We start from the raw sequence: 21,757 nt of genomic DNA on the forward strand, positions 1-21,757 counted from the left end.
GCCGGTTTGAACCGGGCATGCCCGGCAACTTCCACAGGCGACCACCCGCGAGGTATCTCATGAAATCACTGAAGCTCATCGGTCTGGCATTCGGCGCATCGCTCGCGCTATCGAGCGCGGCATTCGCGCAGGATGTCACCGTCGCAGTCGCAGGCCCGATGACCGGCGGCGAGTCCGCCTTCGGCCGCCAGATGAAGAACGGCGCCGAGATGGCCGTCGCCGACATCAACGCCGCCGGTGGCGTCAACGGCAAGAAGCTCGCGCTCAACGCCGAGGACGACGCCTGCGATCCGAAACAGGCCCGCTCGATCGCGGAAAAGATCGCCGGCGCCAAGATCCCGTTCGTCGCCGGCCATTTCTGCTCGTCGTCTTCGATCCCGGCCTCTGAAGCCTATGCGGACGGCAACGTCCTGCAAATCACCCCGGCTTCGACCAACCCGCTCTTCACCGAGCGCAAGCTGTGGAACGTGGCGCGAGTCTGCGGCCGCGACGACCAGCAGGGCCTGATCGCCGCGCAGTACATCGCCAAGAACTACAAGGGCAAGAACATCGCGATCCTCAACGACAAGACCACTTACGGCAAGGGTCTTGCCGACGAGACCAAGAAGGCGCTCAACAAGGCCGGCATCACCGAGAAGATGTACGAATCCTACAACAAGGGCGACAAGGACTTCAACGCGATCGTCTCGCGCCTGAAGAAGGACAATGTCGAACTCGTCTATGTCGGCGGTTACCATCAGGAAGCCGGCCTCATCCTCCGCCAGATGCGCGATCAGGGAATGAAGACGGTGCTGATGTCGGGCGACGCGCTCGCCGACAAGGAGTACGCCTCCATCACCGGTCCCGCCGGCGAAGGCACGCTGTTCACCTTCGGTCCCGACCCGCGCAACAAGCCGACCGCGAAGAAGATCGTCGAGGCGTTCAAGGCCAAGGGCATCGATCCGGAAGGCTATACGCTCTATACCTACGCTGCGCTGCAGGTCTGGACGCAGGCGGTCAAGAAGGCCGGCACCACCGACGCCAAGAAGGTCATGGAGACCATCAAGGCCGGCAAGTGGGACACGGTGCTCGGCCCGATCGAAATTGACGCCAAGGGCGACCTCAAGCAGATCGACTATGTCGTCTACAAGTGGGACGCCAAGGGCAATTACGCCGAGCTCGGCGCCAAGGGCTCTTGATCGAGAATGCTCTTCGGGGATCCCGATCAGCGATCCCCCGAAAGCTCCCGCCATCGCGACCACGCCCCGGCTTGCCGGGGCGTTCTTTTGCCGGTCAGACCGCGGCCGAAATCTCGCCGCCGGCCGCGGCCTGGGCCTTCCGTAGGGCCTGCAGCAGATCGTTCGGCCGAAACGGCTTTTGCAGGCCGACCACGTTGGCGAGGTGGGGCGATTGGTCCATGAAATCGAGTGCCGTCATCCCGGATACCGCAATCACCGGCAGCGCCGGCGCGCGTTCGCGCAAGGCGGTGATGACGTCGACGCCGCTGGTATCACCGAGGAAGATGTCCACAATCGCTGCGTCAAAGCGGCTTTCCGCAAAGGCCTTCAGCCCCGCCGCGCCGGTTTCGGCCTCCACGACCTCGAAATGGTTGACCCGAAGCACGATCGCCACCATCGCGCGGACGTCCTTCTGGTCGTCGATGATGAGAACGCGGGGCATGGGCAAACTCCCGATCTCGAAATCAAAATCGCCTGTTTCAAGCCTGGAACCGGCCGCAGCGGCAGGGCATTATGACACCGCCCAGTAAAGTGCCCCTTACCAATCCCTGTTCCGTGCTCTCACCGAAATTAGGTAAGCTGTAACCCTCGGTTGAGTCGTAAACCGGTTCCGTGACCACCTGCGCCCAGAACCCGCTACGATGAACGGACTGCCGGCGAATGAGACTAGCGGAGATGCTCAAGCCCATCGACTCGCGCGAAATGGACGTGCCTGCGCCGATCGACCGAAGCACATTTCTGTCGACCCTGCCGGCCACGTCGGCCGACCGCACTGCAGCATTGACGATTGTCGGTGTGTCCTCGCTCCTGTTCGCCGCAGCCGTGCCCTTTGCCGGTACCCCGCTCCTGCCGGTGCCAGCCTTCGTCGCCAGCTATCAATCCGCGCTGGCCGTGAGCGACATCGTCACGGCAGTGCTGCTGCTGTCGCAATTTGCGATCCTGCGCACCCGCGCGCTGCTGTGGCTCGCCAGCGGCTATCTCTTCACCGCCGCGGCGGCGCTGGTTCATGCCCTCACCTTCCCAGGGCTGTTCACCCCGACCGGACTCCTGGGCGCGGGCCGACAGACCACGGTGTGGCTCTACATGATCTGGCACGCCGGCTTTCCGCTCTGCGTGATGGCATATGCCTGGCTGAAGGAGAAAGACGGTGGGCCCCGGATCCGCGGCGCGGTAAGCACCGCGATTTATGCCTGCGGGCTCGGCGTCGTCGCCGCGATGGCGGTCTTCGCCTGGATCGTCACCGCGCAGCACGATCTGTTGCCGGTCCTGTTGAGCGAGGGCCGCTACACGGCGACCATGATCGGCGTCGTGTCCTTCGTGTGGTCGCTGAGCTTTGCCGCGCTGGTCTCGCTCTGGTTCCGCAGGCCGCATACGGTGATCGACATCTGGCTGATGGTGGTCATGTGCGCCTGGCTGTTCGACATCGCTCTGTCGGCGATCGTCAACGTCGCGCGCTTCGATCTCGGATTCTATGCCGGCCGGCTCTACGGCCTCGCCGCGGCGACCTTCGTGCTCGCGGTGCTTCTGATCGAGAATGTCCGCCTCCAGGCGCATACAGTGGGCCTCGTCGGAAAGCTGCGCCAGCAATCGGCCTCGCAACGCGACTATTTCGGCAAGCGCCTCGCGCTGTACGGCGCCGTGGTCGAATCCTCCAATGACGCGATCATCACCAAGTCGCTCGACGGCATCATCACCAGCTGGAACAAGGCCGCCGAAAACCTATTCGGCTACTCCGCCGCCGAGGCCGTCGGCAAGCCGATCGACATCATCGTGCCGCCGGATCGCAAGGGCGAGATCAGAAGCACCCTCAACCAGATCGCCAGCAATGAATCGATCGCCCAGCACGAGACGGTCCGAATCCGCAAAGACGGCCGCCCGCTCGACGTCGTCCTGAACGTCTCGCCGCTGCGGACCGACGATGGAGAGATCATCGGCGCTTCCAAGATCGCCCACGACATCACGGAAGAAAAGCAGGCTAGAGAGAAGCTGCGCCGCGAGACCGAGGAACGCCAGCGGATTTTCGAGACATCGCAGGACCTGATCCTGGTCACCGACGGCTACGGCAATTTCGTCCAGGTCAGCCCGAGCGTGCAGAACATTCTCGGCTACAGCCCCGAGGACATGGTCGGGCACAGCGCGATCGAGTTCATCCATCCCGACGATCTCGAGAAGACGCGGAGCGAGATGCGGGCGGCCCGTCGCGGCGCGGTCAAGCGCAGCTTCGAGGCGCGCTACTACCATTACGACGGTCACGAGGTCACGCTGAACTGGATGGGCACCTGGTCCGAGCCGGTGAAACGCCACTTCTTCATCGGCCGCGACCTCACCGACAAGCAGGCCGCCGAAGCCCAGCTCCGGCAGGTCCAGAAAATGGACTCGATCGGCCAATTGACCGGCGGCGTCGCCCACGACTTCAACAACGTGCTGACCGTGATCACGGGCACGATCGGCATTCTCAGCGACGCGGTCGCCGACCGGCCCGATCTTGCCGCGATCACCAAGCTGATCGACGACGCCGCCGAGCGCGGCGCGCAGCTGACCAAGCACCTGCTCGCCTTCGCCCGCAAGCAGCCGCTGCAGCCGCGCGAGATCGACGTCAACGCACTGGCGCTCGAAGCCGCCAAGCTCTTGCATCCGACGCTCGGCGAGCAGATCACCATCATGCCGCAGCTCACCGAGGATGCCTGGCCGACACTGGTCGACCCGGGCCAGCTCTCCACCGCGATCCTCAATCTCGCGCTGAACGCGCGCGACGCCATGCCCGAGGGCGGCACCCTGGTGCTGGAGACCCGCAACATCTTCCTCGACGACGGCTATGCCAGCATGAACCCCGACGTCGTTGCCGGCAATTACGTGATGATCGCGGTCAGCGACACCGGCACCGGAATTCCTGCCGAGCTGATCGACCGGGTGTTCGATCCCTTCTTCACGACCAAGGAGGTTGGCAAGGGCACTGGCCTCGGCCTCAGCATGGTGTTCGGCTTCGTCAAGCAATCGGGCGGGCACATCAAGATCTACAGTGAGGAAGGCCACGGCACGAGCGTGAAGATCTACCTGCCGCGCTCGACCGGTGTGCAGGAGACCGAGTTCGAATCGCTCCAGAATGCGCCAATCACCGGCGGTAACGAGAAGATCCTGATCGTCGAGGACGATGCCTTGGTGCGGCAGTATGTCGTGACGCAGGTCAAGAGCCTCGGCTATACCGCGCTCGAGGCCGCCAACGGCGCCGAGGCGCTCAATATCATCGACAGCGACGAGACCATCGACCTGCTGTTCACCGACATCATCATGCCCGGCAACATGAATGGCCGCCAGCTGGCCGACGAAGCCCACAAGCGCCGCCCCGACCTGAAGACGCTGTTCACCTCGGGCTACACCGAGAACGCCATCGTCCATCACGGCCGGCTCGATTCCGGCGTGCTGCTGCTGGCCAAGCCCTACCGCAAGTCCGAGCTCGCCAAGATGCTGAGGACCGCGCTCGCCGGTTGAGCCTGCGGCATTGCTGCGCTATCGCAGATCCTGAATTCTCAAACACGAGGCCGCCTTGAAGAACCTTCTCACCGATATCGCCGGCGTCCGGGTCGGCCACGCCGAAGATCCGAAAGTCGGTTCCGGCGCGACCGCGATCATCTTCGATTCTCCTGCGATCGCCGCGATCGACGTGCGCGGCGGCGGCCCCGGCACGCGCGAGGATGCACTGCTCGATCTCGCCAACACGGTCGAGCGCGTCGACGCCATCGCGCTGTCGGGCGGCTCGGCCTTCGGCCTCGACACCGGCGGCGGCGTGCAGGCCCGGCTCGCCGAGCAGGGCCGCGGCCACCGGGTTCGCGAAGCGCTGATCCCGATCGTGCCGGGGGCGATCCTGTTCGACCTGCTCAATGGCGGCGACAAGGCCTGGGGACGCTTCTCGCCGTATCGCGACCTCGGCTATGCCGCGGCGACTGCCGCAACCAGCGCGGATTTCGCGCTTGGCAGCGCCGGCGCCGGCTTCGGCGCCACCACCGCGACGTTCAAGGGCGGGCTTGGCTCGGCATCGGCCGTGACGCCGAGCGGAATCAAGGTCGCGGCGATCGTCGCCGTCAACGCCGTGGGCAGCGTCACCGTCGGCAATGGCCCGTGGTTCTGGGCGGCGCCGTTCGAAGTGGACGGCGAATTCGGTGGACGCAGCCTGCCGGACAAGTTCACCGAGGACATGCTCCGCATGCGCATCAAGGGCGGTCCTGCCGCGAGCGCGCGCGAGAACACCACCATCGGCGCCGTCGTGACCAACGCGGCGCTGACCAAGCCCCAGGCCAAGCGGCTGGCGATGATCGCGCATACCGGCTTCGCCCGCGCGATCTATCCGGTGCATGCGCCGACCGACGGCGACGTGCTGTTCGCCGCCGCCACCTGCGAAACGCCGATCGAGCCGCTGGTTGGCCTCACCGAGCTCGGCACGATCGCCGCCAACGTGGTCGCCCGCGCGATCGCCCGCGGCGTCTACAGCGCGACGGCCCTACCGTTTCCGGGCGCGCAGGCGGCTTGGAAGGACCGGTTCGGCTAGAAACGAAACCGTCACCCAAGCGTTACCCGGCGGACAAGGTGTGCGGCCATGCCCTCTTCCGTGATCCGCTTTTTTCGCTATGCGCCAGAGAGACGCGAACTGAAGGTGACGTTCGTCAGCGGGCGCCTCTATGTCTATGAGGATGTTCCGCCCGAGATCGCTGCTGCGTTCAGGGATGCGCGCGCAAAAGGAACGTTCTTCAATCGCGAGATCCGCGACCGCTATGCCTGTCGTGACATCACGCACGAACTTGCCGGGTAACTTCGGGACGCGCTCACACGCTGATCGACATCGATGAAGCTGCTGATCCCGCAGTGGCCTGCGCCTGGCGCTGCATCATCTGCCCGAACCAATCATAAGGCGAATTGCCGCCACTTTTCGCATTCGACGAGCCGGCGGCGCCCGGCACCGTGGTCGACATCTTGAAGCCGTCGGCATAGGTGACGATGGTGGTGGTCGAGCCGTCGGCATTGGTCGTCGTGGTCGACGTCGAGCCGCGGCTGGATTGCGACGAGGAATCCGAGCCATCGCCCGCGCCTTCCGCGTGATCACGGCCGTGACCGCCTCTCAGCGCCTTCGTCATCTCGCCGAGATTGACGCTGCCATCCGCATTCGCGTCCATCTTCGAAAACACGTCGTCGGCCTGGGCCAGATTGGTGCCGCCCGCGCCGAGCGCGTCCTCGAACTCGGACTTGGTGATTTTGCCGTCGCCATCCACGTCGATCTGCGAGAACAGATCCTTCAGCGCAGCCTCCCGGCCCTTCGACGTCGAGGATGTGCCGTTGGCCGACTGGCCCTGCGCCGCGAACAGCGCATTCATCGTCTCCGCCGAGATCTGCGGATATTTACCTGCATTGACCGACGAGGTCGCGCCGGTCGTGCTGCTGCCGCTGTCGATTGCGAACGGATTGGTCGGCGCACTCTGCGAGGAGCCGATCTTGTGCGCCGCCGACGACGATTTCGCGTTTGTCAGCGACTGGATCGCGTCGAGCGCGCTCGATACCGCACCAAGGGCGAACAACATTGCACAACTCCAACAGGATGCGGCATGCCGCGACCAATGTTCTGCGGCTGAACTCAGCAAGCGCCGTGCCATCGCGAAAAGCTCAACGAATTCCGCATCCGTCGGGTCGTGCAGGCCGCGGGAACATCGGCAATTCATGCCGCCGGCGGCAGAAATTTCCGCCCACAGGAAGCGCGCCCCTCCTGCATTGCCCGCCACAAGAGCCCATGTTAGGCGAGGCCATTCGTCGTCCGTCCGCCCCCGGGAAAACGCGCCATGACCCAAGCTTTCGCCCCCCGCCCCCTGGCCATCGCGCCCTCGATCCTGGCCTCGGATTTCTCGAAGCTCGGCGAGGAGGTGCGCAGCGTCGACGCCGCCGGCGCCGACTGGATCCATCTCGACGTGATGGACGGGCACTTCGTTCCGAACATCTCCTACGGTCCTGACGTCATCAGGGCGATGCGCCCGCACACCAAGAAGATCTTCGACGCGCATCTGATGATCTCGCCCTGCGATCCCTATCTCGAGGCCTTCGCGAAGGCCGGCTGCGACCACGTCACCGTGCACGCGGAGGCAGGTCCCCATTTGCACCGCTCGCTCCAGGCGATCCGCGCGCTCGGCAAGAAGGCCGGCGTCTCGCTCAATCCGGCGACGCCGATCAGCGCGCTCGAATACGTTCTCGACCTCGTCGACCTCGTGCTGGTGATGTCGGTCAATCCCGGCTTCGGCGGCCAGGCCTTCATCCCCTCCGCGATCGGCAAGATCCGGGACATCCGCGCGATGGTTGCGGGCCGCCCGATCGACATCGAGGTCGACGGCGGCGTCGGCCCCGATGTCGCGGGTGCGCTCGCCGCGGCCGGCGCCAACGCTTTCGTCGCGGGCACCTCGGTGTTCAAAGGCGGCACGCAGGAGGCCTACAAGACCAACATCGCCGCGATCCGCAACGCGGCACTTGGGGCACGCGGCGAGGCGATCTGAGACCATCGCTATCCGAACCGGAGCCGCGGCCGCTACGACCAAGTGGAATGGATAAACTCCGCGCCACTCCGTTTACTGCCGGCCTGCTTCGTCTTCTCGCCGAGTCCCTTCATGATGGAGAGCAAGTGGTCTGGCAGGGGCAGCCCGACGCCACCGCCAACGCGACAATGTGGCGATTTCTCTGGTGGATCGGATTTCCCTGGTTGTTGCTGACCGTCATCGCCGTCAGCAACGATTGGATCGACCAAGCGACCCAACCTCTGGCAATGATTGGAGTTGGGATGATTGCAGCTCCGTTCGTGATGCTGCTTCAAGACCTGCAGACGCTTTATGTGATCACCGACCGCCGCGCGCTGATCGTGCGCACGGCCTGGAGCAGACGCAGCGTGACCGCTACTTCGTTCGACGCCATGGATGAAGTGTTCGAAATCCTCGACATCGGCGGCGGCGTCGGCCACCTGAACTTTGCGTCAGGGCGCTCGACCCGTTCGCCCGATACCGACTACACCGGGCGCTATGGGTTTCGCTGTGTTCGAGACGCAAGGCGCATCCGGGATATCCTCGATCATGCGCGCACCGGCAAAGTACGTCGGTCGCACGCGGGAAGAACTGCGGCTTCCACGGGTTCTGCAAGGCGCAAAGCTTAAAATTGTAGCCTTGGTCCGTACTCATCCGGACTTCACTGATTCGCGCAAATCATTGCAAGTGATTCCTGCCTGTTTTCGCGGGAGCACATCATGACGACGACCCTGGTTTGGACTGGCGTGGCGTTGTGGATTGGTTTCAGTGCGTTTGTGGTGTTCGGTCCCTCGGCCGGACCGGTCGAGGCCCCGGCACGTCCGGCCCGCAACATCCGTCGCGACCGCACCAGGGGCTGACGTCCATGCAGATCGCACTCGTGAGGCGTCAGCCGAAGCGCCGGTGCCGGATTCCACGGCGCCCGCATCCGAGCCTCGATTATTTCTTCGGCCGCCTCGAGCGCGCCGATGGCACGCTGGACGACGATGCCGGGCTCGACAATTCGGACCTCGACCGTTCGCTTGGCTCGCCGCGCCGACACTAAGACCTCTTTTCCGGACCGCCCATGAAACCGCATTGCCCGAACTGCCTGAAGGAAATGACCAAGGCGTCCGCGTCGCGTAACCTGTTCAATTGCGAGCCCTGCCGCGAGATCATCCAGTATTTCGGCGGCAGCGCCGATCACGGCGAGCCGGGACCGCAATTCGCCTGGCCGATCCGCCGCAAGCGCGCATTTGCCGTCCACGCGGCCTGATCCGGCCCGCAAATCGCCCCGGCCGGCCTAACCTTCGCCGGCCTCCGGCCCGCCGCCGTCCCCCGCCAATCGCGGCGGCCGCACCACGGTGACGGTGCAGCTCGCCTCCGAGGCCACCTTGGCCGACACGCTGCCGAGCAGCATGCGCCGGAACGAGCTCTGTCGCGCGCCGATGATGACGTGGTCGACCTGGTTGGCCTTGGCAAACTCCAGGATCGCGGCGGCGGGATCGACCGCCTCCAGCACATGAGCCGACAGCCGGCTCTCGTCCAGCTTGAGCGGCGTTGCCCAATGCCTGAGCGCGACCAGACGATCGATATGCTTGTTGGAGCCCTGCTCGTCCAACGTCCGATCGATCGCAATCCGGTTCAGCTTGAGCACGTTGACGCAGGCAAGCCGCGCCGAGGGCAAGGTGGCGAGGATGCGCTCGGTGGTCACGCGCAGCGCCTCGTTCAGCTCCGGAGCGCCCTCCGCCGTGTCGAGCGCAACGGCGAGGATCGGGCTCGATGCGATCTGGGCTGCGACATCCGATTTCGCGCGCGGCGCCATGACACCCTGGTTGAAGCGCCGGCGCCAGGCGATGCCGAGGGAATCGCGCTTCACCCGCTCCGAGCGCGCGGTGAGCTTGACCTGGTCCGGATAAGCGAGATCGAAGGCAAGCTGGGCCGCGGTCGGATAGCGCCACACCGGCTCGATCTCCAGACAGCGCAACACCACCTCCTGAAGCCAGGGCGGATAATCCGCACGAAGCTTCCGCGGCGGATGCGGATCGCGCCACAGCCGGCGCCGCATCGCCCGCAGCGTCTCGCCCTCGCCGAACGGCCGCTCGCCGGTGGTGAAGAAATAGAGCAGCACGCCGAGCGAAAACACATCGCTGCGCGGATCGTCGCGCAGCCCGAGCAGCCGCTCGGGTGCCATATAGGGCGCGGTGCCGTAAGGCAGGCGGAATTCCTCCTGCAACAGGTCCGGCAGGTGGTTGTGATGCGACAGGCCGTAGTCGATCAGCACCGCTTCGCCGCTCTCGCGGAACATGATGCTGCTCGGCTTGATGTCGTGGTGGATCACGTTCTGCCGGTGCAGATCCGCAAGCGCCGTGGCGATTCTGGCGACGAGCTGCCGCGCCTCGTCATAGGGCAGCGGCAGGTCGGGGAGCCGCTTGTACAGCGTGGCACCTGGAATGCGCTCGATCACGACATAGGCCTGGCGGGCGAAATCACCGGTGCCGAAGCAGGCCGGCACGTGCGGCCCCGCCAGCCGCGGCAGGATCATCATCTCCATCTCGAAGGAAACGATCGCGGCGGCGTCCTCGCCCTCCGACACCCGCGGGATCTTCATCAGCAAGGGCACGTCGATGCCGGGATGGGTGACGGTCCACAGCGTCGCCATGCCGCCGGCATGAACGCATTCGCCGATCGTAAAACCGTCGATCTCCGCGCCTGACTTGACCAGGGGTTTGGGCATCCGTCAGCGCCCCTGCAACAAGCGGTCGGCAAGCCAAGGCGGCAGACCGTTGTCGCGGATCCTGCTCGCTGCGGTCTCGACGTCATAGGGCGCGCGGCAATAGGTGATCTGGCACGACTCGGTGTCGAACAGCACGAAGGCCGCCGACGGATCGCCGTCGCGGGGCTGGCCGACCGAGCCGAGCACGGCGAGCCATTGCCGTCCGCGCAGGAGCTGCACGGGGACGTCGGTCTTCGGCACGAAGCTCGTCATCTTCGCCGTCACCGACATCGAATAGAGCGCCGGCCTGTGGATGTGGCCGCAAAAGGTGACGTGGGCCCGTGTCGCAATCAGGCTCTTGGCGGCGTCCACGGTCGAGCGGACATAGTGCCAGCGCTGGGGATGCGAGGCTTCCGCATGCACGAACAGGCGGCCATCGTCCTCCACCTGCATCGGCAATTCGGCCAGAAACCGCCGCTGCGCCGTGTCGAGGCGGCCGCGGGTCCATTCGATCGCGATCTGCGCCTCGGCGTTCATCGTCTCGGCCGTGGAATTGATCGCCTGGTCATGATTGCCGCGCACCGCGACGGCGCCCTGCGCGACCAGCTCCATCGCGGTGTCCACCACCCATTCCGGATCGGCGCCATAGCCGACGAAGTCGCCGAGCAGGACGAAGCCCTCTGCGCCCTTCGCATGCGCGATCTTCAGGCAGGCCTCGAACGCCTGCCTGTTGCCATGGATATCCGAGAAGACAGCGAGAAGCACGCACCCTCCACCCCTCAAATTCTTATTCGAGGCCGATGAGGCCAAATTGAGGGAGGTCAACAGGATGCGCCAGCACTGGGCCGTTTGCCAGCACTGCTCTACGATGATGGTGGTGGGCCTATTGCTCGTCCTTCGGCGGCATCCGGGGCGGCGGAATCGGCGTGAACACCGCGTCCTGGGCACCGGCCGGCGGCGCAGTGAACTCGCCGGTCGAGGAATCGCCGCCGCTGGTCTCCAGGATGGTCTTCGGCGTCACATATTCTCGAACCAGGTCGATCAGGCTGCCGTCGCCGCCGCCGAAATCCGCCGCGCGCCCTCCTTGCGGATGTCCGGCCGCGATCTCGTTCTCGGCGGCGTGGGTCTTGTCGGCCAGCCGGTCATTGTAGGGCACACGAAAAGCGCGCGGGATGCCGCTCGGGCGATTGTCCTCGTCCAGCGCCTCGACCCAGAGATAGATCGAGCCGGGATCGCCCTCAAGCGAATGCGGCTCGACGATGCGGGCCTTCAGCAGCTTGAAGGTGGTCGGCAGCCGCTCCGTGCTGGCCCAACCGAGCAGGCCGCGCATTTCGGTGAAGCTGACGATGTAGAAGGTGCTGGTCACGACCACGGCGACCGCCTTCAGCGACCAGTGCAGCCGCGCATAGACCAGAACGACCAGCAGCAGCGCGCCGATGACGGCATACGCGACCGATAGCGTCAGGATGACCGTTTGCAGGTTACTCACGGCGTACCCTCGTAGCGTTCCTGCTCACACCGGTCCTGGCATCGAGATCGCCGCCGTTGCGCCAGCTGCTGCGGAACGTCTCCAACAGCGATTTCGGCCGCTGATCGACATCGACGACCTTGCCTTCCGCATCGATCCGGAATCGGACCGCGGTCTTCTCGTCGCCGGTGTGGTCGAGCGTGAACTTGTTGTCGAAGATCACCTGCGCGGTCGGATTGAGCTTCTGCACCTTCACACCGGCCGTCACAGGCTCGCCCGTGGTGGCGACGAAATGCGAGACGTTCACGACGTACTCGCCGGCGAGGATGCCACGCACGGTGACGATCTCCTCGCGGATCGGCGAGGCGATCTTCTTGCCGTTGACGATGATGAAATTGTTGGCCCCGCCGCGGTCGTCGCGGTCGAGCGTGAGGAAGCCGGCCTCGCGGTGGCGATACCAGGCGATGTTGCCGGCGGGATCCTGCACGAACAGGTCGAGATCGTCGGGGTGGTTGTCCGGCCAGTCCAGCGTGATCATGAACTCCGCCTTGGAATCGATCTTGCCGTCCTTGGCGTCGGGGGAGACCGCCAGCAGCGCCAGGAAGAACAGGAAGGCGATCACCTGGAGCGCCTTGAACAGCATCACGCCCAGCGGGTCGAACGGCTCCTCGCGCGGATAGAGACCGAAATCATCCATCATGACGGCGTTCCCGAACCCTTGCGCTCCAGCACCGGCGTCACATAGGTCTCGGTCAGCACCACCGCGTCCGAGAACACCCGCTGGGTCGCGGCGTCGAGCATGTAGTACTGGATGCGGATCAGGATCGAGCCGACAAGGCCGGCCAGCGTCGTGTACATCGCGATCGCCATGCCGTCGCTCATCAAGCCCATCGAGGAGCGCATCGCGACCTTGTCGGCGGCGTCCAGCCCCGCGATCGGCGCCAGCATGATGATGAAGCCGATGATGGTGCCGAGCAGACCGAGCTTCATCAGCGTATCGGAGACGAAGGCGCCGAACCCGTTGGAGCCGCGCAAGCGATCGGCGAGATTACGTAGCAGCAGCGTCTGGTCGACCGGCCGGTAGTCCTGCGCCGCGGCCTTGGTCACCAGGCTTTCGATGTGGTCGCGCACCAGACCGCGCGGCAGCGCCACGGCGCTCGCATCGAGCGCCTTGCTGCCGCCCGCTGCCGACAGCACCGCGCGGCAGCGCCGCGTCGCCGCCCCTTCCCGCGCGATGGCCCGGGTCCGCAGGAAGCAGTGGCCGCAGGTAAGGACGTAGAGCGCCGCGATCACCGCTGAAATGTAGGTGCGGTCCGAGGTCAGCATCAGGTGAATCAGGCCGAAGCGCCACAGCAGCACGACAGCGAAGATCGACAGCCCGGTGAAGATCATCCAGAACAGCAGCGCGCTGCGCTCGGATGGATCGGCAGCCTGGCTTGCGATTGGTCCAATCGTCATCGAACTCATGCTGCACCGCTCCTGGCTTGCAGGCGCCGGCCTGCAACGTGTCCTCACCGATTAGATCAAAGCCGCCGTTTCAGGTCCAAAGACCCATGCCCAATCCGGCTTGGGAAATTTGCCCGAGCTGCAATCCCTAGCGTTCTGCGATTGGCAAGGCACGGCGGCGTTGTTAGGCTGACCTTAGCAAACGTCGGGGGTGATCGCATGCGCCTCGTGCTTCAGCTTGTAGCCCGCCTGCTTCTAATCGTAGCGCTGTGCCTGGGAGCCGCGACCGTATGGGCCACGTTCGATGCCTATCGCAGCGTCGATCGGGCGACGGCGGCGTCGGCGCAGCGGGTCGCGCAGGCGCTTCAGGCGCTGTATTGGCGCGAGCTGTTGTTGCGCAGCAGCAGGGCGCGCGAGCATCTCCTGCCGGTTCCGGACTGGCGCACGCTGGAGACGATGAAGCTGATCTCGCCCGGCGTCTGCGTCGAGTTCCAGCCGGCCGCGGCCTTCGAGAAGCCGCTCTGCGGCCAGAGCGAGGGGCTGGGCAAGACGCCGCCGCGCTGGTTCGCCGCCATCGTGCCGAGCTTCCTCGGCAGCCACGCCGAGGTGGTGCGGCCCGTCAGTCCCCGCGCCGCAGCCGCCGGCGCCGTCGTTGCGACGCCCCATGCGGCCGCCGCGATCGCGCTCGCCTGGGACTACGTCCTCAACGTCATCGACGTCGCGCTGCTGATGGCGGCGGCGATCGCCCTGCTTGCTTCGCTCGCCATCGCGCACGCGCTGGCGCCGGCGCGCGCGATCGTCACCGCGCTTCAGCGCATGGCGCGCGGCCAATATCGCACCAGGCTGCCGCGCTTCCGCTCGATGGAGCTGGCGATGATCGGCAGCGCCGTCGGCGAGCTCGGCGGCCGGCTGGAGGAAGCGACCGAGCAGCGCGCCGCGCTGACGCGCCGCCTGATCGAGATCCGCGACGACGAGCGCCGCGCGCTCGCCCGCGAGCTGCACGACGAGTTCGGGCAGAATCTGTCCGCCATTCTCGCCTTCGCCAACACGATCGAGACGGCGAGTACGAAGCAGCACAAGGATGATGGGATCGCGCAGGACGCGCGCATGATCTCGCAGGCGACGCACCATCTGATGGCCTCGCTGCGCGACGCGCTGAACCGGCTGCGCAATCCGCTGCCGGAGGAGCTCGGGCTCGAGGCGAGCCTGGTCAATCTCGTCGACAGCTGGCGCTCGCACAGCGCCGCGCGGCCGGCGATCCAGCTCGATCTCAGGGGCGACCTCACCGACATCAGCGGCCCGGCCGCCACCACCGCCTATCGGGTCGCACAGGAATGCCTGACCAACGCGCTGCGCCACAGTGCAGCGCGCGAGATCTCGCTCCGCGTCGAGCGGCGCGCCGGCGAGGACGATGCGCTGCTGATCCGCGTCGAGGACGACGGCGGCGGCGATGCGGAGCGCGTCGCGCAATCGGCCGGCTTCGGCCTCACCGGAATCCGCGAGCGCGTCACGGCCGCCGGCGGATCGCTGTCGATCCTGCCCGCGAACCGCGGCCTCAGCATCGCCGCCACCATTCCGCTCGCTGCATGAGGCCGGGATGAACGAGGTGGCGGCAACAGGCATCTCCGTGCTGCTGGTCGACGACCATCCGATCGTGCGGCAAGGCTATCGGCGCGTGCTGGAGAGCCAGGGCGATTTGCATGTCGTGGCGGAAGCCGACAACGCCGCCGACGCCTACGGCGCGTTCAAGGCGCATGACCCCGACGTGGTGGTGCTCGACATTTCGATGCCCGGCGCGAGCGGGCTGGAGGCGATCCGCAACATCCGCGCCCGCAGCCCGCGTGCGCGCATTCTCGTCTTCACCATGCACAATGAGGCCGTGCTGGTGAAGTCGGCCTTCGGCGCTGGCGCCTCCGGCTTCGTCACCAAAAGCAGCGAGCCGTCCGCGGTCGTGAACGCCATCCGCAGCGTCGCCCGCGGCGAGCGCGCCATGAGCGATGACATCGCGCATGTGCTGGCGGAGGACAGCCTGTCCCCGACCGGCTCGGTGCTGGACCAGCTGGGCGAGCGCGAGATCGAGATCTTGCGCCAGTTCGCCGGCGGCGCCACCACCGAAGAGATCGCGGCGCATCTCAATCTCAGCGTCAAGACCGTGCAGAACTATCACTACCTGATCAAGTCGAAGACCGGCGCGCGCACTGATGCGCAGCTGGTGCGGCTCGCCGCGACCTGCGGGCTGACGAGGATCTAGCAGCAAAGCTGCCGCACTACCCGATCCCTCGACGCTCCTCAATCTGCTGGCGAAATAGGAACGGTTCCGATCCGGCGCCGGTTGGTACGGCAGAGAAGGAGTAAAGGGTCATGAGTAAGGGTCACCACAAAGCAGTCGACCATCCCCCAATCATCACGGTAGGCGAGCTCATCGACGAACTTTGCCGCCTGCCCGACACGGCCGTCGTCCACTTTCGCTGCCCGATGTTCGATCAGGAGCTGACATTCTACCGGCTTCGAAAGCGGTCGAAGGACGCCGTCGAAATCGCAGTCAACGCCTATCCGGATAGTCCGCCGGTGGTGCCGTCGTCCGACCCGGCGCTCAACGCGCGAAGGCACTCGCCGTCGCTGCGCGACGGCGCCCTCCTTCACAAGGCAAGAGGCTGATCGGCGGCACGCGGCTCAGTCCTTGCGGCCTCAGGCCGCCTTCAACCCGCGCAGCAGCAGCGCCAGCGTCGCATCGACGCGCGCGGGGAGATCGGCGTCCTTCCATTCCTCGGCATGGGCCGGATGGTGGAAGCGGACGGTCGCATCGAAGATCGCGCGCGCGGTCGCCTTGACGTCGCCTACGGCGAACTCGCCCTGCTGCACGCCGTCGGTCAGGATCGCGGCGATCTGGTCGATCATGGTGTCCTTGTGGCACTTGACGGCCGCGCAGGCCTCACGCGCCAGAGTCAGATAAGTCTCGAACATTTCAGGATCGTCGAGCACACGCGAACGCTTGGCCGCGAACAGCGTGCGCAGCCAGCGGTCGAGCCTGTCGGGCGCCGCCCCCTGTTCCCTGGCGATCGCCAGCAGCGGGGCGTCGATGCGGTCCAGCCAGCGCTTGGCAACGGCCTCGCGCAGCGAGGCCTTGCTGGGGAAATGACGGTAGACGCTGCCGTGGCTCACATCGAGCGCACGGGCAACGTCGACCACGGTGGCCTTGGCAAGTCCGTAACGCCTGAGCACGTCCTCGGTGACTTCGAGGATCCGCTCCGGCGTCAAGACAACGGCTTCATTCATGCCAGCACCATGTTCCCATTCAGGGCTCAGTTTACTCCGGCAGTAGGGCTGCTTCCGAAGCGCCCTGGCCGGTCGTTTCGGAAAGCCTATGCCTTAATGCGGCAGTTTTGCAGCCTGCGCCGCGATCTGGCGCGCCACCAGCAAATTGAGCCAATGCCCAATCACGCCAGTGAAATTGAGGATTTCGGTCGTCATTGTCTAAGTCTCCATTCGTCCGCGGTCCCCGCTCTTCAATCCGCCCTCCGATCCGAGCGTGGCTCGGATGTCGGGCTCCCCGGGGCTTGTCGCGGGACGCCCAATCGGGGCGTCCGAGAACGGATATACACGTCCCGCTGACAGATTTCAATATCTGTCAGTCAATGATCCGTGATTGACAGCTAATATCTGCGGCCAGGCGCCGCCATCCCGGCCGGCCGGTCTGGTGGAAAGGTCGGCGATGCCCTTCTTCCGGGGCCCAGACCGTTTGTTTCGCCCTGCCTGCTCTGTTACATCACGGCGTAAAAAGCATTTTGGCCGGCGCCGCCGTTCTCGGGACCGCCCGCCCACCTTCCTGGAGCCGCCCCATGATCCCCCGCTACACCCGCCCGGAAATGGCCTCGATCTGGGAGCCGCAGACCCGGTTCAAGATCTGGTTCGAGATCGAGGCGCATGCGGCGGACGCCCTCGCCGAGCTCGGGACCATCCCCAAGGAGGCCGCCCGGACGGTCTGGGCCAAGGCCAAGGACGCCATCTTCGACGTCGGCCGCATCGACGAGATCGAGCGCGAGACCAAGCACGACGTCATCGCGTTCCTCACCCACCTTGCCGAGATCGTCGGCCCCGAGGCGCGCTTCGTGCACCAGGGCATGACCTCCTCCGACGTGCTCGATACCTGCCTCAACGTCCAGCTCACCCGCGCCGCCGACCTGCTGCTCGCCGACCTCGACAAGGTGCTGGCCGCGCTGAAGAAGCGCGCCTTCGAGCACAAGATGACGCCGACTATCGGCCGCAGCCACGGCATCCATGCCGAGCCCGTGACCTTCGGCCTCAAGCTCGCTTATGCCTATGCCGAATTCACCCGTGCCAAGGACCGTCTGATCGCGGCGCGCAAGGAGGTCGCGACCTGCGCGATCTCCGGCGCCGTCGGCACCTTCGCGCAGATCGATCCGCGCGTCGAAGAGCATGTCGCCAAGGCCATGGGACTCGTGCCGGAGCCGATCTCGACCCAGGTGATCCCGCGCGACCGTCACGCGATGTATTTCTCGACCCTCGGCGTGATCGCCTCCTCGATCGAGCGCATCGCCGTGGAGATCCGCCACATGCAGCGCACCGAGGTGCTCGAGGCCGAAGAGTTCTTCTCGGAGGGACAAAAGGGCTCCTCCGCCATGCCGCACAAGCGCAACCCGGTGCTGTCGGAGAACCTCACCGGCCTCTCCCGCATGGTGCGCGCCTATGTGACGCCGGCACTGGAGAACGTCGTGCTCTGGCACGAGCGCGACATCTCGCACTCCTCGGCCGAACGCATGATGGGCCCGGACGCCACCGTGACGCTCGACTTCGCGCTGGTGCGCCTCGCCGGCCTGATCGACAAGCTGCTGGTCTATCCCGCCAACATGCAAAAGAACCTCGACCGCCTCGGCGGCCTCGTGCATTCGCAGCGCGTGCTGCTGGCGCTGACGCAGAAGGGCGCCAGCCGCGAGGACGCCTACAAGCTCGTGCAGCGCAACGCCATGCCGGTCTGGCGCGGCGAAGGCGACTTCCTTCAGCTGCTGAAGAAGGACAGTGAGGTGAAGACATATCTCACCGACGCCGAGATCGAGGAGCAGTTCGACCTCGGCTATCACCTCAAGCACGTCGACACGATCTTCAGGCGCGTGTTCGGGGAAGCGTAGGATCGTAGGGTGGGTTAGCCTTGCGGCCTGCGCGAAGCGCAGTCCGCTGGGCGTAACCCACCTCTTTCGCTCCCACGGAAACCGTGGTGGGTTACGCCAAGTGGATGCGCTTGCGCATCCACGGGGCTAACCCACCCTGCAAACGACAACCAGAAAGCGGATTCCCTCATGCCCATCGTCAACCGCGTCGCCGCCCTCTCCGACGAAATGGCCGCCTGGCGCCATGACTTCCACGAGAACCCCGAGCTGCTCTACGAAGTCCACCGCACCGCCGGCATCGTCGCCGATCGCTTGCGCGAATTCGGCTGCGACGAGGTGGTGACGGGCATCGGCCGCACCGGCGTGGTCGGCGTGATCCGCGGCCGCAAGTCGGCCTCCGGCAAGACGATCGGCCTGCGCGCCGACATGGACGCGCTGCCGATCATGGAGACGTCGGGCGTGTCTTATGCCTCGAAGGTCCCCGGCAAGATGCACGCCTGCGGCCATGACGGCCACACCGCGATGCTGCTGGGCGCGGCCAAATATCTCGCCGAGACGCGCAATTTCGACGGCACGGCCGTGATGATCTTCCAGCCCGCCGAGGAAGGCGGTGGCGGCGGCAAGGCGATGGTCGAGGACGGACTGATGACGCGCTGGAACATCCAGGAGGTCTACGGCATGCACAACATGCCGAACCTGCCCGAGGGCCATTTCGCCACCACGCCGGGTGCGATGCTCGCCTCCTCCGACAACATCCAGATCACGGTCCGCGGCAAGGGTGGCCACGCCGGCGCCGGTCCGCACAAATCTGTCGACAGCGTGCTGATCGGCTCGCAAATCGTGAACGCGCTGCAATCGATCGTGGCGCGCAACGTCGATCCGCTGAAATCGGCGGTGATCTCGATCACACAATTCCACTCCGGCACCGCCTTCAACATCATCCCGGAGGTCGCCGAGCTCGCCGGCACCGTGCGCACGCTCGACCCCGAAGTGCGCGATCTCGTCGAACGCCGCATCGGCGAAGTCGCCGACAGCATCGCCCGCGCCTATGGTGGCTCGGCCGAAACGAAATACACGCGGATGTATCCGGTGACGATGAACCATGCCCGCGAGGCCGCACTCGCCGCCGACGTCGCGCGCGACATCGTCGGCACTGAGCGCGTCAACGACAAGTTCGTCCCGATGATGGGCGCCGAGGACTTTTCGTTCATGCTGGAAGCACGCCCCGGCGCGATGGTGCTGGTCGGCATGGGCGACGGCAACGAGTGTCACCACCCGGCTTACGTCTTCAACGACAACATTCTGGGTCACGGCGCCTCGTTCTGGGCGCGGCTGGTGGAAACACGAATGCCTGCGGGGTAGCAGGCGGGCAATCACCAGCTCAGTTGCAGACTTCGACCATGCTGGTGCCGCCGCCGGCCGTTTGGCCGGCAGTCCTATTGCCCCACGTCTCGAGCCGACAACCCTGCCGGACCGGCCGGCACCCTGCACTGTTGCAAAAGACCTGACCGGTCGCCTGCGGTTTTGACGGCGCGGACTCGCTTGCCTTCCGCTCATCGTCTCGCGGTCTGGAATTCTCGCGCGTCGCAACCGGCTTCTTCTCCTGCACCTTTTCGCATTCGTTATCGTCGTTGACACGATAACCGGCCCGGCAGGTGATCTTCACGCATTGGTCGCCGTCGGCCTTGAATCCGAAATTGCACACCAGCGGACAAACCCGTCCCGGCTTGGCCTTCAAAGCATCGAGTGCGTCGACGCTGGCCAGCTTCACGTCGAACTTGGTGCCGGAATATTTGTTGAACAGCGTCAGCGAGCGCTGCGCGGCCGAGCTCCACTCGCTTTCCGCAGACGAGGTCAGGCAACCGACGCGGCGCAGTTCGCTTTGTACCGATTTGGAAAGCTCGGCCGCCGATAATGTGGATGTGGGTCCGGGCGAGAGCGCAGCCACTTTCTGGTTCTCGACTTCGGGCATCTGCCGATCGGCGGCCGGCTTGGCGGCCTGCTCCGCTTTCTCGGCGGCCTGCTTGGCCGCCAGCTCGGCCTTGGCCCTCTCTGCCGCCTGTTTCTCGGCCAGCGCTTTCGCGGCCGCCGCCTCGGCAGCTTTGCGCTGCTGCTCGGCCGCTTCCGCCCTGGCCTGTTCAATCTGCTTTTGCTTCTCGGCAGCGATTCGCGCCTCTTCAGCGGCCTTCGCAGCAGCAGCCGCCTTCTCCTGCTCGGCTTTCTGGGCGCGCTCGGCGATCAGCCTTGCCTTTTCCTGCTCGGCCGCCTTGGCCTTTTGCTCGGCAGCCAGACGCGTCTCTTCGGCACCGATCTTGTTCAACTGTCCCTTGGCGAGGCTGGCATAAAAGCCGTCCGGATAGGTCGCCAAAAAGGCTTCCCAGGCATCGCGCGTCGCAAGCTGGAGCGCGAGCTCGTAGTCCCTGCGAACCGCGTCCTGAGGGTTTGCCTGCGGACCGGTTGCGGCCGGCTTCATTACGAGCGGCACGTCGTCGCCGCCGAGCGAGCCATAGACATAGGGCTCTTGCTTGTAGCCGGTGGTCTTGAGCACGTCGTCGCGCACGAAGCCGAACGCCTTGCGCAGATCGAGGCCCGGCTTCGGCAGGTGCTCGACCAGCGCGGCAGCAAACGGACTGTTGCGAGAATCGCCGTCGGATGCAGTCGAGCCGGCCTTCGCGGCGAAGGCAATCATCGTGTTCGGGCTGGTTGGCTCGACCTTAGCGAGGCCGCGTCCGATCGCCCGCGAGGCCAGCGTGCGCTTCATCGTCTTCGCAAAGGGGTTATCGCGGCAGGCATCGAGGATGATCAGGCGCAGCTGCTTGGCCGGCTCGACCGCGAACAATGCGCGCTCGACAGGAATGGTTTCGTCGAGAACGTCGCCATCCGTCTCCAGCGTCGCGTCGGTCGGAATGAGATAATTGTTGCCGTCGAGCTCGATGCCGTGGCCGGCATAGTAGATCACCGCCATGTCCGCATCGCGTGACCTGCCGGCGAACTCGCGCAACATGCGCCTCATCTCGCTCGCACTGAGATCCAGCCTGACGTCGACGGAATCGAAGCCCGCCTTCTTGAACATGCCGCCAATCAGCGTGGCATCGTTCGCGGGATTGGTGAGCTTGGGCGCGCTCTTGTAGGCGGAATTGCCGATGACGAGCGCGACCCGCCGATCGGCGTGTGCCGATCCGCAGGCCAGTAAGGTCGCAAAAATCAATAAACCAAATAGCCGAAACGGAATCACTGCAGCCCCCTCGGATGCAATTCCCTGA

Annotated in this window: 23 protein-coding genes; 14 read left to right on the forward strand and 9 right to left on the reverse strand. The window is 65.4% G+C overall.

Annotated features, from left to right (window positions below; translation table 11 throughout):
- The first annotated feature begins 59 nt into the window (after positions 1 to 59).
- Positions 60 to 1,178: a branched-chain amino acid ABC transporter substrate-binding protein gene (locus I6F09_RS06545; RefSeq protein WP_036012868.1), complete on the forward strand. Its 1,119-nt coding sequence runs from the start codon at positions 60 to 62 to the stop codon at positions 1,176 to 1,178.
- 94 nt (positions 1,179 to 1,272) lie between these two features.
- Here the strand turns inward: I6F09_RS06545 and I6F09_RS06550 are convergent, their stop codons facing one another.
- Entirely contained in the window at positions 1,273 to 1,659 is a 387-nt protein-coding gene (locus tag I6F09_RS06550) for a response regulator (protein ID WP_128264566.1), read from the reverse strand.
- Positions 1,660 to 1,892: 233 nt separating this feature from the next.
- Between I6F09_RS06550 and I6F09_RS06555 the strand changes: the two genes are divergently transcribed.
- The 3 genes from I6F09_RS06555 to I6F09_RS06565 are packed head-to-tail and all read left to right on the forward strand — an operon-like array spanning position 1,893 to position 6,021.
- On the forward strand, positions 1,893 to 4,706 hold the full coding sequence (locus I6F09_RS06555) for a PAS domain S-box protein (protein ID WP_036043571.1): 2,814 nt from the start codon (positions 1,893 to 1,895) through the stop codon (positions 4,704 to 4,706).
- Between the two features lie 55 nt (positions 4,707 to 4,761).
- Positions 4,762 to 5,760 (forward strand): P1 family peptidase, encoded by a 999-nt coding sequence (locus I6F09_RS06560; RefSeq protein ID WP_225187698.1) that lies wholly within the window; start codon positions 4,762 to 4,764, stop codon positions 5,758 to 5,760.
- A 48-nt stretch (positions 5,761 to 5,808) separates the two neighbouring features.
- The gene (locus I6F09_RS06565) at positions 5,809 to 6,021 is read left to right on the forward strand and encodes a KTSC domain-containing protein (protein ID WP_036027804.1); all 213 of its coding nucleotides are present in this window, start codon (positions 5,809 to 5,811) and stop codon (positions 6,019 to 6,021) included.
- Positions 6,022 to 6,034: 13 nt separating this feature from the next.
- On the opposite strand, the gene I6F09_RS06570 is transcribed toward I6F09_RS06565, so the two are convergent.
- Complete coding sequence (locus I6F09_RS06570) at positions 6,035 to 6,784, reverse strand: EF-hand domain-containing protein (RefSeq protein ID WP_225187699.1); 750 nt, start codon at positions 6,782 to 6,784, stop codon at positions 6,035 to 6,037.
- Between the two features lie 255 nt (positions 6,785 to 7,039).
- Between I6F09_RS06570 and rpe the strand changes: the two genes are divergently transcribed.
- The 5 genes from rpe to I6F09_RS06595 all read left to right on the forward strand — a co-directional run bounded on the left by rpe (position 7,040) and on the right by I6F09_RS06595 (position 9,014).
- On the forward strand, positions 7,040 to 7,741 hold the full coding sequence (rpe, locus tag I6F09_RS06575; protein WP_109143248.1) for a ribulose-phosphate 3-epimerase: 702 nt from the start codon (positions 7,040 to 7,042) through the stop codon (positions 7,739 to 7,741).
- Positions 7,742 to 7,788: 47 nt separating this feature from the next.
- Positions 7,789 to 8,388, forward strand: coding sequence for a hypothetical protein (locus tag I6F09_RS06580; protein WP_225187700.1), 600 nt, complete (start codon positions 7,789 to 7,791; stop codon positions 8,386 to 8,388).
- Positions 8,389 to 8,478: 90 nt separating this feature from the next.
- Entirely contained in the window at positions 8,479 to 8,619 is a 141-nt protein-coding gene (locus I6F09_RS06585) for a hypothetical protein (protein ID WP_167361692.1), read from the forward strand.
- A 5-nt stretch (positions 8,620 to 8,624) separates the two neighbouring features.
- On the forward strand, positions 8,625 to 8,804 hold the full coding sequence (locus I6F09_RS06590; RefSeq protein WP_036012879.1) for a hypothetical protein: 180 nt from the start codon (positions 8,625 to 8,627) through the stop codon (positions 8,802 to 8,804).
- Positions 8,805 to 8,825: 21 nt separating this feature from the next.
- Complete coding sequence (locus tag I6F09_RS06595) at positions 8,826 to 9,014, forward strand: hypothetical protein (RefSeq protein ID WP_109143246.1); 189 nt, start codon at positions 8,826 to 8,828, stop codon at positions 9,012 to 9,014.
- Between the two features lie 27 nt (positions 9,015 to 9,041).
- Here the strand turns inward: I6F09_RS06595 and I6F09_RS06600 are convergent, their stop codons facing one another.
- The 5 genes from I6F09_RS06600 to I6F09_RS06620 form a co-directional block, all read right to left on the reverse strand.
- Positions 9,042 to 10,475, reverse strand: coding sequence for a bifunctional serine/threonine-protein kinase/universal stress protein (locus I6F09_RS06600; RefSeq protein ID WP_225187701.1), 1,434 nt, complete (start codon positions 10,473 to 10,475; stop codon positions 9,042 to 9,044).
- Positions 10,476 to 10,478: 3 nt separating this feature from the next.
- Entirely contained in the window at positions 10,479 to 11,219 is a 741-nt protein-coding gene (locus tag I6F09_RS06605) for a metallophosphoesterase family protein (protein WP_057029497.1), read from the reverse strand.
- Between the two features lie 118 nt (positions 11,220 to 11,337).
- Positions 11,338 to 11,943, reverse strand: coding sequence for a hypothetical protein (locus I6F09_RS06610; RefSeq protein WP_036027815.1), 606 nt, complete (start codon positions 11,941 to 11,943; stop codon positions 11,338 to 11,340).
- On the reverse strand, positions 11,936 to 12,622 hold the full coding sequence (locus tag I6F09_RS06615) for a hypothetical protein (RefSeq protein ID WP_036012886.1): 687 nt from the start codon (positions 12,620 to 12,622) through the stop codon (positions 11,936 to 11,938). The genes I6F09_RS06610 and I6F09_RS06615 overlap by 8 nt, the downstream gene beginning before the upstream one ends.
- Positions 12,619 to 13,389 (reverse strand): MotA/TolQ/ExbB proton channel family protein, encoded by a 771-nt coding sequence (locus I6F09_RS06620; protein ID WP_057029496.1) that lies wholly within the window; start codon positions 13,387 to 13,389, stop codon positions 12,619 to 12,621. Before I6F09_RS06620 ends, I6F09_RS06615 begins: the two co-directional genes overlap by 4 nt.
- Positions 13,390 to 13,587: 198 nt before the next feature.
- Here I6F09_RS06620 and I6F09_RS06625 point away from each other — a divergent pair, with 198 nt between their 5' ends.
- From I6F09_RS06625 to I6F09_RS06635, 3 genes are all read left to right on the forward strand, one after another.
- Entirely contained in the window at positions 13,588 to 14,958 is a 1,371-nt protein-coding gene (locus tag I6F09_RS06625; protein ID WP_225185526.1) for a histidine kinase, read from the forward strand.
- Positions 14,959 to 14,965: 7 nt separating this feature from the next.
- Positions 14,966 to 15,619, forward strand: coding sequence for a response regulator transcription factor (locus I6F09_RS06630; protein WP_036012892.1), 654 nt, complete (start codon positions 14,966 to 14,968; stop codon positions 15,617 to 15,619).
- A gap of 110 nt (positions 15,620 to 15,729) precedes the next feature.
- Positions 15,730 to 16,026, forward strand: coding sequence for a hypothetical protein (locus I6F09_RS06635; protein WP_109143242.1), 297 nt, complete (start codon positions 15,730 to 15,732; stop codon positions 16,024 to 16,026).
- A gap of 30 nt (positions 16,027 to 16,056) precedes the next feature.
- Here the strand turns inward: I6F09_RS06635 and I6F09_RS06640 are convergent, their stop codons facing one another.
- Complete coding sequence (locus I6F09_RS06640; protein ID WP_225187702.1) at positions 16,057 to 16,644, reverse strand: TetR family transcriptional regulator; 588 nt, start codon at positions 16,642 to 16,644, stop codon at positions 16,057 to 16,059.
- A gap of 563 nt (positions 16,645 to 17,207) precedes the next feature.
- Between I6F09_RS06640 and purB the strand changes: the two genes are divergently transcribed.
- A complete protein-coding gene (gene purB, locus I6F09_RS06645; protein WP_225187703.1) occupies positions 17,208 to 18,515 on the forward strand; it encodes an adenylosuccinate lyase in 1,308 nt (435 codons plus the stop codon).
- Positions 18,516 to 18,683: 168 nt separating this feature from the next.
- Entirely contained in the window at positions 18,684 to 19,856 is a 1,173-nt protein-coding gene (locus tag I6F09_RS06650) for a M20 aminoacylase family protein (RefSeq protein ID WP_036012899.1), read from the forward strand.
- Between the two features lie 19 nt (positions 19,857 to 19,875).
- Here the strand turns inward: I6F09_RS06650 and I6F09_RS06655 are convergent, their stop codons facing one another.
- Entirely contained in the window at positions 19,876 to 21,702 is a 1,827-nt protein-coding gene (locus I6F09_RS06655) for a caspase family protein (RefSeq protein WP_225131932.1), read from the reverse strand.
- Positions 21,703 to 21,757: the final 55 nt, after the last annotated feature.

Source organism: Bradyrhizobium sp. IC3195, assembly GCF_020193585.1.
GTDB classification, from domain to species: domain Bacteria; phylum Pseudomonadota; class Alphaproteobacteria; order Rhizobiales; family Xanthobacteraceae; genus Bradyrhizobium; species Bradyrhizobium yuanmingense.